Below are 14,624 nucleotides of genomic sequence, written 5' to 3' on the forward strand. Positions count from 1 at the left end.
ATAGTCAAGCTATCACTTAGTATCCTATTAAAGAAAAAAATGGATTATAACAGCATTATAAAACAGCAATCACTCTTATTATCATTTAATGAAACAAAAAAAGCCTTACATCTCTGTAAGGCTTGATTTTACTAGTGGTCCCACTTGGGCTCGAACCAAGGACCACCTGATTATGAGTCAGGTGCTCTAACCAACTGAGCTATGGGACCCATTAACATTGCTGTTAATTTGTACTCTTATTTAAAAGAGTCTGCAATATTACTACATATTTTAAAACTGTCAAAGAATTTTTAACCCTTTATATCTTGACATAGCTCAATTAAAACTCCATTCGTCGATTTTGGATGTAAAAAAGCAATCAACTTATTGTCGGCTCCTTGCTTTGGTTTTTTATGAATCATGGTAAAACCTTCTGCCGTTAAGCGTTGTATTTCCGCTTCAATATCATCAACGGCAAAGGCAATATGATGCATGCCTTCTCCCTTTTTTTCAATGAATTTGGCTATTGGACTCGCTTCATTAGTAGCCTGAAGCAATTCAATTTTATTAGGGCCGCATTTAAAAAAGGAGGTTTTTACACCTTCACTTTCTACATCTTCAATCTTATAATGGTCTTCACCAAATAAGGCTTTAAAAAGCGTATTAGATTTTTCTATATCCTTTACAGCAATGCCTATATGTTCTATTTTTTTCATCTAAAAATTTGATTCAGTTTCCGCAAAAGCAGAAATCTCATTAATAATTTACACTCAAAAATAAGATAATCCTTAAATAACCTCTACTTTTGCAGATGATTAGTTATAATAATCATCATGGAAGAATTTACACAAAGACAAAAAAAAATAGGAGGCATCCTACAGCAGGACTTAGCAGAAGTATTACAAAAAGCAGCTACTGATGGCGGTTTACGTGGTGTTATCATCTCTGTTAGTAAAGTAAATGTAACTACAGATCTGTCTATGGCTAAGGTATATCTTAGTATTTTTCCGAATAAGGAAGCAGAAGCATTATTAGAAGGGATTAAGTCTAATAAACCACTTATTAGACACGAATTATCTCAGCGTACACGTCATCAATTAAGACGTATGCCACAATTAGAATTTTTTATAGACGATTCTTTAGAATATATTGATGGCATTGAACGTTCTCTAAAAGGAGAAGATAACCCATTAGAAAATCCAGATTTACTAGGTAAGCGTAAAAAATCTTAAGTGAATTTCCCTTTATATATAGCAAAACGATATCTGTTTTCTAAAAGCAGTAATAATGCTATTAATATAATGACTTTAATTGCTTCTGGTGGAGTTATTGTTGCTTCAGCAGCACTTTTTATTGTACTCTCAGTTTTTTCAGGATTAAAAGATTTTAGTCTTAAATTCTCTTCTTTCGTAGATCCAGATTTAAAATTAATACCCTCTGAAGGTAAATCTTTTATATGGACAGAAAATGATAAAGCAACCCTTTTAAAAATTGAAGGCGTCGCCAATTATTCTGAAATTATAGAAGAACGTATTATTATTAGATCCGAAAATAAAAATCTTATTGCGACCCTAAAAGGGGTAGATAAAAACTACCTAAATGTTACCAACATTGAAGCAATGGTAACTAAAGGTAAATGGCTTACACCTGAAAGTAATGATGTGGTTTCTGGCTCGGGAATCTCTGACAATTTATCTTTTGGTGTTTTTGATTTCTTAAAACCATTGTCTTTATATGTACCAAAAGTAGGAAAGGGACAAGCTAGCTCTATAAAAGGGTATTACAATTCTGTTTTTGTAAATAATGTTGGCTTATTTACAATTAACGAAGAGTTAAGTAATAATTATATATTTTCAAATATTGAACTCGCTAAGCAATTGTTGAGTTATAACGAAGGACAATTGAGTGCTTTAGAACTTAAATTAAAACTTGATGCCGATGAAGATGCTATTAGAGATCAACTTGAAGCATCCTATGGAAATAAGTTTAACATTAAAAATAGAGCAGAACTCAATGATGCATTATTTAAAATGTTGAATACTGAAAACCTTGCGATCTACCTCATCTTCACTTTAGTAATTATCATTTCACTATTCAATGTTATTGGTGCTATTATTATGATGGTTTTAGATAAAAAGAAATCAATTAATACCTTATTTTATTTAGGAACAGAAACCAAAGCCATAAAATCCATTTTCTTTTTACAAGGCAGTTTAATGACAATTGTAAGCGGTATAATTGGTATAGTGATAGGATTAGCTGTTGTATTTATTCAGCAATCTTTTGAATTAATAATGCTTACTCCAGATTTAGCCTACCCTGTTAAGTTTAACTTTTTTAATGTGTTAATTGTCTTTGCAACGATTTTTGCTTTAGGAATTATAGCCTCTAGAATTGCGTCACAACGTATCACTCCTAGTTTAATTAAAAGTTAGGTAAAACTCGTATATAAAAGACAAAAAAACACAGAGTAATAATTACGGCTACTTTTTTAAAGTTAGCTTTTCGTTAGTAGCACTTCTACTCTACTCAAACTGATAATCTGGGAAAGCAGCTAACACTTCATCAAAGGCTGCAAATACAGCTGCAGAATCATCACTAGTTACCATTTTCATTCGGTATTCTTTAAAATGTGGAATGCCTTTAAAGTAATTGGTATAATGCCGTCTCGTTTCAAAAACACCTAGAGTTTCACCTTTCCAATCTATTGCCATTTGAAGATGTCTTCTGGCTGCATCAACACGTTCGGCCAAAGAAATTGGTGCTAAATGTTCTCCCGTTTCAAAAAAGTGTTTTACCTGTTTAAAAAACCAAGGATTTCCAATAGTTGCTCGTCCTATCATTGCTCCATCTAAACCATAAGAATCTCTCATTTCCATTGCTTTTTCAGGAGAGGTAATATCTCCATTTCCAAACACAGGAATATGCATTCTAGGGTTATTCTTAACTTCAGCAATAGGTTTCCAATCGGCTTCACCTTTATACATTTGCGCTCTAGTTCTACCGTGTATTGCAATAGCTTTACAACCTACATCTTGCAAACGCTCTGCTACCTCAACAATTTTTATAGAGTCATGATCCCAACCTAATCTGGTTTTTACAGTAACTGGTAAATTGGTGCGTTTTACCATTTCGGCGGTCAGTTGTTCCATTAAGCAGATATCCTTTAAAATACCAGCTCCTGCACCTTTTGAGACTACCTTTTTAACCGGACAACCAAAATTAATGTCAATAATATCTGGATTCGATTTTTCGACAATATCAATAGTCTGTAACATGCTTTCCATATTGGCTCCAAAAATTTGAATACCAACAGGACGTTCCTTTTCATAGATATCTAATTTCATAACGCTTTTTGCTGCATTACGAATTAATCCTTCACTAGACACAAACTCGGTATACACCACATCTGCTCCTTGTTCTTTACAAAGTGCCCTAAACGGTGGATCGCTTACATCTTCCATAGGTGCTAAAAGCAATGGAAAATCTGGTAATTCTATGTCGCCTATTTTAACCAAGAGTTCTAATTTTGGTGCAAAATTAAGGTTTTTATTCATTAGTTTCTTAAAATGTATATTTACACCAAAATCTTAATATGAAAAAGAGCCTGCTTTTACCTTTTATAGCTTTTATATTACTTTCAAGCTGTAGTGTTATAGACGAGTTAACTAAATTTGATTTAGATTATCAAACTAATTTTTCTGTTGCTTCAACAACATTAATAAACACTCCTTTTAATCTTTTTACTCCAGATATTACAACGGATTCTGAATCTTCATTTGAAATTAACAACACACATAAAGACTTAATTGAAAGTATTAAACTAAAGCGAATAAAACTTACAATTAATTCTCCAGACGATAGTAATTTTAATTTTTTGAAGGAAATTCATGTATATATTGAGGCAGAAGATATTGATGAAGTTGAAATTGCAAATATCTATGATTTAGAAAACACAAATTCAAGCACTCTAGAATTGGATATTCTAGGCGAAGAATTAAAAGCATACATTAAAAAAGATAATTTTACTCTGCGTGTTAGAACTGTTACAGATGAAACCATTAACGAAACACACGATATTACAATAGACACAACATTTAGAGTAGATGCCGAAATATTAGGTGTTTAATACTTTATGATTTTAGAACGATCTAACGTTTTATAAGACAAAAAAAGCCTTTACAAATTGTAAAGGCTTTTTTTATTATTTTATGATGTAACTTAATCGAATGTCATAGGTAATTTAAACTGTCCTTCAGTGATTTCTATAACATCAGTTGGATTTTCTGTATTATATAATTTTAAAGAGAAGTTTCCTTCTAGCAACTGACTTATTTCTATGGTTTGTGCACCAAAGGTTACGTTAGTATTTGTAGAGCTTGTAATTTCAAAATTACTTCCGCTTTGATCTCCACCTAAGGTTGAGTACCATTCTTCTACTGTAGAATCTGGAGAATAAGACACACTTACATCTCCTGTAGAACCATTTACTACATTATCGCTTATAGCATAATCATAAGAACTTACAGGAAAAGCATCGTTGAACGTTTGTGCTGCAGAATCTTCTGATCCACATAAATACATACGAATGAAATCAAAACTCATATTTGGTCTTGCTTCATTATCAAAATTAGGATAAACACCTATAGCGTAATTTAACCCACCATTATCTGGATAGTAAGCACAAGTTGTTGTAATTGAGTTTCCAGAGAACAACAATGAGTAATCTAATGTTGTTGCCGTTTCTTTTTGTCCGTATACAAATGGTTCACCATTTATCTTTCCAGAAATAAAATATAAATAATCATCATTATTTACATCTGATTCTGAACTCGAATCGTCACTGCTACAAGCAGAAAACATAATAGTAGCTAATAAAAGTGTTAAAATTGATAGTTTTTTCAAAGTAGAATTGTTTTTAGGTTGGGAGTAAAAGTACGCTATCTTTATTAAAAACCTAATTTATACTAAATTAACTAATATTATACTCTCCTTTACTTTTGTATATAATTTACAATTCTATCAATGCTGTATATATGGCATGGTTAGAGTTATTAGTAAAACAAATACTTCGTAGGCCTCCTAAAACTGTACCTTAGTATCAATTGTTTCCTCTCCACGTTTTACCGTAATAGCAGCTTCATCTCCATTATCAAAAACAGATAAAGCACGCATATAACTCATCATATCAGTAATAGTACTATCTCCTAGTTTAAGAACGACATCACCTTTTTGTAAACCAGCAGCAAATGCAGGTGTATCCTCTCGAGTACCATCTATTCGCATCCCTTTGCCGTCGTATAGGTAATCTGGTACAACTCCTAAACCTACTTTAAAACGCGGTGTTTCTTCACTTTCATTCTTTGTTTTTCGGAACGCCAATTCTCCGTTATCATCTAAATCTGCTATAATATTGTAGATATAATCAGAAATTAAATTCATGCCTTCATAATTCAATTTTTCGGCATCATCACCTGGTTTGTGATAATCTTCATGTTGTCCTGTAAAGAAATGTAATACAGGAATATCAATTAAATAGAAAGACGTATGATCACTAGGACCTACTCCACTTTCGTTTTCAACCAATTTAAATTTATCATTATTAGATTTTAATGTTTGTTTAAACATAGGAGACGTTCCTGTACCGTAAACAGCCAAAGTACTATCGGCTTTCATTCTGCCAACCATGTCCATATTTATCATGTAATTGATAGATGCTGCATCAATAGTTGGGTTTTTGGAAAAATAATTAGAGCCTAATAATCCCATTTCTTCACCCGAAAATGCTAGAAACAAGTAGTTGTTTTTATCTTTAATTTTAGACTGGTCATTTTTTACTTTTAATCTACTCGCTAAATTTAGCATCACTGCTACTCCACTCGCATTATCATCTGCTCCATTATGTACGGCTTTATCTTCACCTCGATATAAAGAGCCTTCTCCTCCAAAACCTAGGTGGTCGTAATGCGCACCAATAACCACTGTTGTTTTCGCATTGTTATCTATAAAGCCAACGACGTTGTGGCCCGTTATTGTACTGTCTGCATTTTTTGTAAATTCTACTTCGCTATGTGGATCTGTTTTAGGCTTAAAAGAAAACGATTGTAAAAAACCATCTGTTCCTTTTGGTTGCACTCCAATTTCTTTAAAACGCTTAATAAGATATTCTGATGCTAAAACTTCTCCTTCTGTGCCTGTTTGACGACCTTCTAATTTATCGTCAGCTAAAAATGTAACATCGTCTTTAATATTATTTTCAGCAACCTTAGGTTCGTTTTTACAGGATATAAATCCCGCTAATGCTAATAAAATTAGTGCTTTTTTCATTTCGAAATATCGTTTTAATTTTCTTTAAAAATGTGTTTTATCATAAAATACAGGATTTATTAATCCGCAATATTTCGTGCTTTATTTCATCTTTAAATCTTACTTTTGCACAAAATTAGGCATTAAAAGTCACTTATTATAATTCTTTATTATGAACAGAATCGTCACAATTTTAATTCTACTCCTTACTCTTTCTTCTTGTAAAAATGAGACCAATACAACAACCGAAGCGACTTCTGGTGCTACTAAAACATACGATTCTTTAATCTATCCTGAAGAAACCCATTTTAAGTCTTTAAGACAGGTGACTTATGGTGGAGATAATGCTGAAGCGTATTGGAGTTTTGACGATAAACAACTCGTGTTTCAATCTAATAATACCAAATGGGGAGTTGAATGTGACCAAATGTTTATCATGGATGCCAACCAAACATTTACAGATAGTATTGCTCCTCCTATGGTAAGTACAGGAAAAGGAAGAACTACTTGTTCTTATTTTATGCCAGATAACAAACATATTATTTATGCTTCTACGCATCTTGGAGATGAAGCATGTCCTGAAACTCCACTAAGAAAAAATGGAAAATACATTTGGCCTATTTACGATAGCTACGATATTTTTGTAGCCGACTTAGAAGGTAATATTGTAAAACAATTAACTAACGAAGTAGGTTACGATGCAGAACCAACCGTGTCTCCAAAAGGTGATAAGATTGTGTTTACGTCTACACGAAGTGGCGATTTAGAATTATATACCATGAATATTGATGGTAGCGATGTAAAACAAATTACTAACGAATTAGGTTACGATGGTGGAGCCTTCTTTTCTCCAGATGGTACAAAATTAATCTTCCGTTCTTCGCGTCCTAAAACGGAAGAAGAAATTAAAAACTATAAAGATTTATTGGCTGAAGGTTTAGTTGAACCAACCGATATGGAATTGTATATCTGTAATGCAGATGGCTCTGATTTACGCCAATTAACAGATTTAGGTAACGCCAATTGGAGTCCGTTTTTTCACCCTTCTGGTGAGAAAGTATTGTTCTCTTCTAATTTTGAATCTGAACGTGGATTTCCTTTCAATTTGTATTTAATTGATATTGATGGCAAGAATTTAAAGCGTGTTACACACAGTGAAACCTTTGATGCGTTTCCAGTATTTTCTAATGATGGGAAATACTTAGTCTTTTCTTCTAATAGAAATAATGGAGGTGGTAGAGACACCAACTTGTTTATTGCAGAATGGCAAGATTAATTTAAATCTTTAAGTCGCTTACGTTCGTCTAGTTCTTCTTGATCTGGATCTGGTTCATTGGTCTTTAATTTTGTATTTCCAAAATTATAACGGAAACCTAATTTAATATACCTATTATCATAATCTACAAAGCTAGAGTTTAATTGGTTGAGATAATCTGTTGACGTTTCTTGGTCTTGTAGATTGAAAAAATCTTCTACAGACAATGAGATAACTCCCCTTTTCTTTAAAATAGATTTTGAAACACTTAACTCAGAAACTAAACGATCTTCAACAGATTGAAATTGTTGCAAGTTTTTACCCACCCAAGTAAAGGTTAAACTCGCATTTAAACTCTGGTCTTTTAAAAAAGAGAAACTATTGTGTAAAATACTGTAGTTAGACCATTGATCTTGTTTTACAAAATCTTCTCCAAAATTTGCTTCTTCAGAAATATTATAAAAAGAGGTTACAAAATAGAGGTTCCAAGTACTGGTTGGATAATAGTCAAAAACAAAATCAAATCCATATTCTACTTTTTTATCTAGGTTTATGGGAGTAAAAGCAATTTCATTGGTTTGGTTATTTTGACGAGGTAGCTCTACAATATCACCATCGTAATTCATATAATAAGCTTCAACAGTAAAATGCTCTAAAAAATTAGTCCCTATTTTATAATGATCTCTATAGGTTGGTACTAAATTAGGATTACCCAATACAACGGTATTCTCGTTTAAGAAAAATGTAAACGGGTTTAAATCTGTATAACTTGGTCTTGTTATACTGCGTTTGTACGTTGCATATACACTAGTTTCTTCTAAAATTTGATGAGATAAACTTACGTTAGGAAACCAATCTAAATAATCTTGCGTATTGGTTTCTCCCAATGTAAGCGACTCGCCTTCAATATAACTTTGTTCTACTCTAAGACCAAGACTTAATTCCCATTTATTCCAAGATTTAATATAATTGGAATAGGCAGCAAACACTTTTTCATCATATATAAAGGCATCTGTATTATTAACATCTATGACTTCTGAATTTCCAACTATATCCAATTTTGTAATGTCGCTGTCTGTATTTACATTAGAGTATTTTACTCCAGCATCAAAACTAGAAGTCTCATTAATTGGTAAACTATAATCTATTTTTCCTGTTACAATATTGGTGTTTTGATTGGCTATTGAATTAAACTCCGAAGTACCTTCAAATATATTATTAACATCAAACTTATTAGTGAGTACATTTTGGTCGCGCTCATAATCGTAAATGGTATAATGCGCATTAAATGTTAAGTAAGCACTATTTTCAAAAGCGTGGCTAAAGATTACATCTGTACCAATGTTATACTTATTATCTCTAGATAAATTATCTGAGGTAAAGCGTTTTTTATAAACAAAGTCTTCGTCTGTAATATTAGTCTTATTTCTTATTTGATATTTAAAATACGGTGTATATAAACCTGTACTCGTAAGACTCAAGGTGTTTTTATCGTCTATGTAATAATCGAAATTAAGGTTAAGGTTATGTGTTTGAGACCATGTGTTTCTATTAATATTAGATGTCCAGATTTCTTCAATTTCATTTAAATTATCTAAAAAATTAACCGTATCATCTTGATTTCTATTGATTTTGTTTTGAGAATAACTATAGTTTAAATTAAGATTGATTTTGTTGTTTTTAAAATAATGACTCGTTCCTGCGTTATACCGTGGAAAAACACCTTGTGTATAATTTGCTAACACACTTCCTCTATAGCCTGTTGCCAAGTTTTTACTCATTATAATATTAATTACAGAACCAGAATCTGCATCGTAACTTGCTGGCGGATTTGTAATAACCTCAACTGACTTTATACTATTTGCTGGTGCACTTTCAAGCAACTGTATTAACTCTTCAGAAGTCAATTGTACTTTACGGTTGTTTATATAAACTGTTGCAGGAGAACTTTTAATATTAATACTACCTTCAGATACAATTATTCCTGGCGTACTTTTTAAAACACCAAGCGTAGAACCTTCACTTAATGCGGTGTTTTCGACATTAAAAATTAAGCGGTCTGGTTTGCGTGTAATCGTTGGTTTTTTAGCAATTATGGTAACTTCATCTAAATTTTCGGGAATTTCGATAAGTTGAATTTTCTTTAAATCTAAATGGCCTCTTAAAATGATTCGTTGTGTAAAATCTTCAAAACCAATAAAGCTAATTTTAATGACATATGTGTCTGAAACAAGGTTTTCAATCTTAAAATGTCCAATATCGTCAGTTGATGTTCCTTTTAAAAAAGTGCTGCCATCTTCAGCTAAAACAATCATATTTGCTAGGGCAATAGGATTACTATTTAAATCCATAACCTGTCCCGAAATTGAAAAATCTTGTGCATAAGCCATAAAACATAGCGTATAAAGAAATACACTTAAATAATAACGTAGGCGAACAATCATGAAATAGGTTTATCTTGCAATATATAAATTGTTTTTCACTTTTGATTGCGGTTTTTCCGCAATAGAGCAACCTTTTCTCTTATTTTACAACTGTTTTTATTCTGGTTTTTGATGTCACAAAGCGCAAGAAATCGATTATATTTCTTCAGTAAAATCTTAATTTTTTAAACTTAAAAAGTATAAAATTCAGCTTCACTTCAGTAATCACTTCGCTAGCCCATAGAATTTATTTAATTTGAAAACTTACAAAATTCAAATGAAAAAATTCATGTACTTTTGCCAATTAGTTATTGCCTTAGAAAAGAGACATGAAAAACATTCGTAATTTTTGCATTATTGCACATATTGACCACGGAAAAAGTACACTAGCAGATCGCTTACTTGATGTTACAGGTTCTGTAACCGCTCGAGAACAACAAGCCCAACTTTTAGATAGTATGGACTTGGAGCGCGAACGCGGTATTACTATCAAATCACACGCCATACAAATGGATTACGTGTATGAAGGAGAAAAATATGTACTCAATCTTATTGATACTCCTGGCCATGTAGATTTTTCTTACGAAGTTTCTAGATCTATTGCTGCATGTGAAGGTGCTTTGTTAATTGTAGATGCTGCGCAAAGCATACAAGCACAAACTATTTCTAATTTATATTTGGCTTTAGAGAATGATTTAGAAATTATTCCAGTCTTAAATAAAGTAGATTTACCAAGTGCAAATCCTGAAGAAGTTACTGATGATATTGTTGATCTTTTAGGTTGTGATCCGGAAGAAGTTATTCATGCTAGTGGAAAAACAGGTTTTGGTGTCGAAAATATTTTAAAAGCAATTATAGAACGTATTCCTGCTCCAAAAGGCAATGTAGATGAACCGCTTCAAGCCTTAATTTTTGATTCCGTTTACAACACATTTAGAGGTATTGAAACCTATTTTAGAGTGTTTAATGGTGAAATTAAAAAAGGACAAAAAATTAAATTCGTTGCCACAGATAAAGAATATTATGCAGATGAAGTTGGTACTTTAAAATTAAACCAAGTCCCAAAACAAAGTGTAAAAGCGGGCGATGTTGGCTATTTAATTACAGGAATAAAAACCGCAAAAGAAGTAAAAGTTGGTGATACTATTACGGATTTTAATAATCCAACAACCAATATTATTGAAGGTTTTGAAGACGTAAAACCAATGGTTTTTGCAGGTATATATCCTGTAGATACAGAAGATTACGAAGAGTTGAGAAACTCTATGGAAAAACTACAGCTTAATGATGCTTCCTTAGTGTTTCAACCAGAAAGTTCTGCTGCTTTAGGTTTTGGTTTCCGTTGTGGATTTTTAGGCATGTTACACATGGAAATTATACAAGAACGTTTAGAGCGTGAATTTGATATGACTGTAATTACTACAGTTCCTAACGTATCTTATCATGCCTATACAAACAAAAATCCTGATGAGGCTTTTATTGTTAACAATCCTAGTGACTTACCAGAACCAACAACTGTAAATCGTGTTGAAGAACCTTTTATTAAGGCAACAATTATTACTAAATCTGATTTTGTAGGTAACGTAATGAGCTTGTGTATTGAAAAACGTGGTATGATTATTAACCAAACGTACTTAACTACAGAACGTGTTGAGTTAATTTTTGAAATGCCATTAGCAGAGATTGTTTTCGATTTTTATGATCGTTTAAAAACTGTTTCTAAAGGTTATGCTTCTTTTGATTACCATCCAATTGGTATGAAAGTTTCTAAATTAGTAAGATTAGACGTCTTATTAAATGCACAACCTGTTGATGCCCTTTCGGCTTTGATACATGCAGATAACGCGCATAACATTGGTAAAAAGATGTGTGAAAAGTTAAAAGAATTAATACCAAGACAACAATTTGATATTCCTATACAAGCTGCTATTGGTGCAAAGATTATTGCTAGAGAAACAGTAAAAGCATTGCGTAAAGATGTTACCGCAAAATGTTATGGTGGTGATATTTCTCGTAAACGTAAGCTGTTAGAAAAGCAGAAAAAAGGTAAGAAACGTATGAGACAAGTAGGTAATGTAGAAATACCTCAACAAGCATTTATGGCTGTTTTAAAGCTGAATGATTAAAAATAAAAAGCCGTAATGACATGTCATTACGGCTTTTTATATATTATTAACTGATTAAGAATTAATCACAAGTAGTAATAAGTTCTAATCCTGCAATAAATTCATCAAAAGCTGTTTCAGTGTCTTCACCTTGAACAAAAGCGTTTCCGTTTTCGCCTTCACAAACTTCCATAGCAGGAACTGACTGTCCTAAAATTTCGTAACCATCACAAGTTACACATCCATTATCGTCATTTCCTCCATTATCATCATCACTAGAACATGATGTGAATCCGATAGCAGCAATTACAGCAAAAGATAAAATAAATTTTTTCATAATTAAGATTTGATTTTTGTTAAAAATTTTAACAAATATGCACTATTTAAAACATAAACAAAAGTAATTGACAAGTATTTTCAGACCTTCTATGATTGCAATTCCCTATATACTATAAAGTTACACCTACTAAAGCCGTGAAAAACAACTATATAAAGGCTTTATCGCGGTTTAAAAAATTCAAAAAAAATGTTAAAAAACGAATATAATTTTAATAAATACGACCTATCACAGATGAAAATACAAAATAGATTCTGCCTAAACAACCAATACAGCTGGTATACTAAAATATCTAAATCGCTTATAAAAACGCTATTAGCAGGCTATCTTAATTTATCTATAAGAGCCTTAATTAAGCTTCTTCATTAGCCACTTTTTCTACATCAAAGGGTTTTCCCAGATACACCAACTTAAAATCTTGGCCTATTTCTGGCACTTCCATATTATGAACTGAAATAATATGAAGTTCTCCTTCGTCATCTTTTAAAAACAACGGAATCATATATTTATCCTTACTCGCCATTTCCATAAGGCTTACATAATGTTCCTTATTATCTATTTCTATTTCTTGAATAGCTGGATATTTACGAGTTACCTCAGTTAAATTAATATAATCATCTGTTGGAGAAAACAAACCTTCTTTTGGACTATTCTCTGGACTATTCATTTCGTCAGATGTCACCAACCTATACGATCCATTTTCTCCAAATTCTTTACCAAATTTTTCAATCACATAGGCATTTATATCTGAATTTCCAGTCATTGCCATAATGTAACCAACGTCATTTAATTCAATATTATCCGAAAGCGTATCAGAGTATATATTAGTATTTAAAGCTTCTAGACCTAATTCGTGAGCCTTATCTATATTATTTTGATTGCTATCAATCAATACCACATGTCTTCCGTTAGATTCTAAATAATGCCCTAGTAATCGTGATAATTTTGAAGCTCCAACAATTAAAATACCATTAGATTTTGTTAAGAACACACCAACTAATCGTGCAAATAAACGCGCAGTTGTGGCATTTAATAAAACCGTTCCTAAAACAATCATAAATACTAAAGGTGTAATATATTCTGCACCCTCAACACCTTGTCTCATTAATTTACTTCCAAAAAGTGACGCAATACCTGCGGCAACTATACCACGTGGTCCTACCCAACTTATAAACAGTTTTTCATTAAGATTAAGTTTAGAACCCTGAGTACTTACAAAAACAGCTAAAGGTCTAATTATAAAGACAACAGCAGCAAAAAGAATCGCCGTTTTCCATGTATAAAGCAACAATAAATCATCAATATCAATATTTGCAGCTAAGAGGATAAATAATATAGAAATTAATAATACACTTAGTGATTCTTTAAAATAAAGTAATTCTTTTAAGTTTTCTAACTTACTATTTCCTAACACCATTCCCATAACTACAACAGCTAATAAACCAGACTCGTGTGCAAATAATTCAGATTCTACAAAAACAAGTAATACAGTTGAAAGCGATACGACATTTAACAAATAATGAGGAATCAATTTTTTATTAATTGCAAAAGCCAAGGCATGGGCAAACGTAAAACCAAATGTGGTACCAAATAAAACAATTTTACCAAACTCCATTAAAGCTGTTTTAGTAAAACCACTATCACCACCAACGCTTATAAATTCAAATACCAAAACGGCTACTAAGGCTCCAATAGGATCTATAAGAATACCTTCCCACTTTAAAACGGTAGATACATCTTTTTTAAGAGGAATATTACGTAAAATAGGTGTAATTACTGTTGGTCCTGTAACTATAATAAGGCCTGCAAATAGGAAAGATAAATCCCAACTTAGATTAAAAGTATAACGCGCTACTATACCAGCACCAAAAAACGTAATGGCAGAACCAACGGTAATTAATTTAGTAATTACAGGGCCTACATTCTTTATTTCGGCGCGTTTTAAGGTTAAACCTCCTTCAAATAAAATAATACTTATAGCAAGTGATACAAAATAATAAAGACTATCACCAGGAAATAAACCTTTGGTACCATTCCAAATGGGTTCTATCCATTTAGAACCATCTTCACTTAAAAATTCAGCAGCAATTGGTCCTACTAAAAGTCCGATTAAAATTAAGGGTAAAATTGCTGGTATTTTAAATTTCCAAGCAACCCATTGGGCTAATATTCCAAGAATTATTATTCCGGCTAGTTCTAACATTTATTCTCTTTTTGTG

12 protein-coding genes and 1 tRNA gene are annotated in these 14,624 nt (G+C 32.0%); 5 read left to right on the forward strand and 8 right to left on the reverse strand.

The window, feature by feature from the left end; translation table 11 throughout:
* Positions 1–135 precede the first annotated feature (135 nt).
* Both ABD730_RS14025 and mce read right to left on the reverse strand, forming a co-directional pair.
* Positions 136–209, reverse strand: a tRNA-Ile gene (locus ABD730_RS14025).
* 81 nt (positions 210–290) lie between these two features.
* A complete protein-coding gene (gene mce, locus ABD730_RS14030; RefSeq protein ID WP_334468552.1) occupies positions 291–695 on the reverse strand; it encodes a methylmalonyl-CoA epimerase in 405 nt (134 codons plus the stop codon).
* 117 nt (positions 696–812) lie between these two features.
* On the opposite strand from mce, the gene rbfA reads away from it, so the two are divergent.
* Together rbfA and ABD730_RS14040 are read left to right on the forward strand one after the other, a co-directional pair.
* Positions 813–1,211 carry a 30S ribosome-binding factor RbfA gene (gene rbfA / locus ABD730_RS14035; RefSeq protein WP_215926308.1) on the forward strand — a complete coding sequence of 133 codons (399 nt, stop codon included), beginning with the start codon at positions 813–815 and terminating at the stop codon, positions 1,209–1,211.
* Entirely contained in the window at positions 1,212–2,414 is a 1,203-nt protein-coding gene (locus ABD730_RS14040) for an ABC transporter permease (RefSeq protein WP_344715520.1), read from the forward strand.
* A 90-nt stretch (positions 2,415–2,504) separates the two neighbouring features.
* Here ABD730_RS14040 and dusB read toward each other — a convergent pair whose 3' ends face one another.
* Positions 2,505–3,497, reverse strand: a complete 993-nt coding sequence (gene dusB / locus ABD730_RS14045; RefSeq protein WP_215927399.1) for a tRNA dihydrouridine synthase DusB — start codon at positions 3,495–3,497, stop codon at positions 2,505–2,507.
* A gap of 77 nt (positions 3,498–3,574) precedes the next feature.
* On the opposite strand from dusB, the gene ABD730_RS14050 reads away from it, so the two are divergent.
* Positions 3,575–4,108 carry a hypothetical protein gene (locus ABD730_RS14050; protein ID WP_344715523.1) on the forward strand — a complete coding sequence of 178 codons (534 nt, stop codon included), beginning with the start codon at positions 3,575–3,577 and terminating at the stop codon, positions 4,106–4,108.
* A 92-nt stretch (positions 4,109–4,200) separates the two neighbouring features.
* Here ABD730_RS14050 and ABD730_RS14055 read toward each other — a convergent pair whose 3' ends face one another.
* Together ABD730_RS14055 and ABD730_RS14060 are read right to left on the reverse strand one after the other, a co-directional pair.
* Positions 4,201–4,884 carry a hypothetical protein gene (locus ABD730_RS14055; RefSeq protein ID WP_344715525.1) on the reverse strand — a complete coding sequence of 228 codons (684 nt, stop codon included), beginning with the start codon at positions 4,882–4,884 and terminating at the stop codon, positions 4,201–4,203.
* Positions 4,885–5,061: 177 nt separating this feature from the next.
* Entirely contained in the window at positions 5,062–6,306 is a 1,245-nt protein-coding gene (locus ABD730_RS14060) for a M28 family peptidase (RefSeq protein ID WP_344715527.1), read from the reverse strand.
* Between the two features lie 151 nt (positions 6,307–6,457).
* Here ABD730_RS14060 and ABD730_RS14065 point away from each other — a divergent pair, with 151 nt between their 5' ends.
* Positions 6,458–7,561 (forward strand): TolB family protein, encoded by a 1,104-nt coding sequence (locus ABD730_RS14065; RefSeq protein WP_215926318.1) that lies wholly within the window; start codon positions 6,458–6,460, stop codon positions 7,559–7,561.
* Here the strand turns inward: ABD730_RS14065 and ABD730_RS14070 are convergent.
* Positions 7,558–9,984 carry a TonB-dependent receptor domain-containing protein gene (locus ABD730_RS14070; protein WP_344715530.1) on the reverse strand — a complete coding sequence of 809 codons (2,427 nt, stop codon included), beginning with the start codon at positions 9,982–9,984 and terminating at the stop codon, positions 7,558–7,560. The genes ABD730_RS14065 and ABD730_RS14070 overlap by 4 nt on opposite strands.
* A gap of 308 nt (positions 9,985–10,292) precedes the next feature.
* Here ABD730_RS14070 and lepA point away from each other — a divergent pair, with 308 nt between their 5' ends.
* Positions 10,293–12,089 carry a translation elongation factor 4 gene (lepA, locus tag ABD730_RS14075; protein WP_215926322.1) on the forward strand — a complete coding sequence of 599 codons (1,797 nt, stop codon included), beginning with the start codon at positions 10,293–10,295 and terminating at the stop codon, positions 12,087–12,089.
* Between the two features lie 61 nt (positions 12,090–12,150).
* Here the strand turns inward: lepA and ABD730_RS14080 are convergent, their stop codons facing one another.
* Entirely contained in the window at positions 12,151–12,405 is a 255-nt protein-coding gene (locus ABD730_RS14080) for a hypothetical protein (RefSeq protein ID WP_334468566.1), read from the reverse strand.
* Between the two features lie 352 nt (positions 12,406–12,757).
* Positions 12,758–14,608 (reverse strand): cation:proton antiporter, encoded by a 1,851-nt coding sequence (locus tag ABD730_RS14085; RefSeq protein ID WP_334468568.1) that lies wholly within the window; start codon positions 14,606–14,608, stop codon positions 12,758–12,760.
* Positions 14,609–14,624: the final 16 nt, after the last annotated feature.

Source organism: Winogradskyella damuponensis (assembly GCF_039538385.1).
GTDB lineage: Bacteria > Bacteroidota > Bacteroidia > Flavobacteriales > Flavobacteriaceae > Winogradskyella > Winogradskyella damuponensis.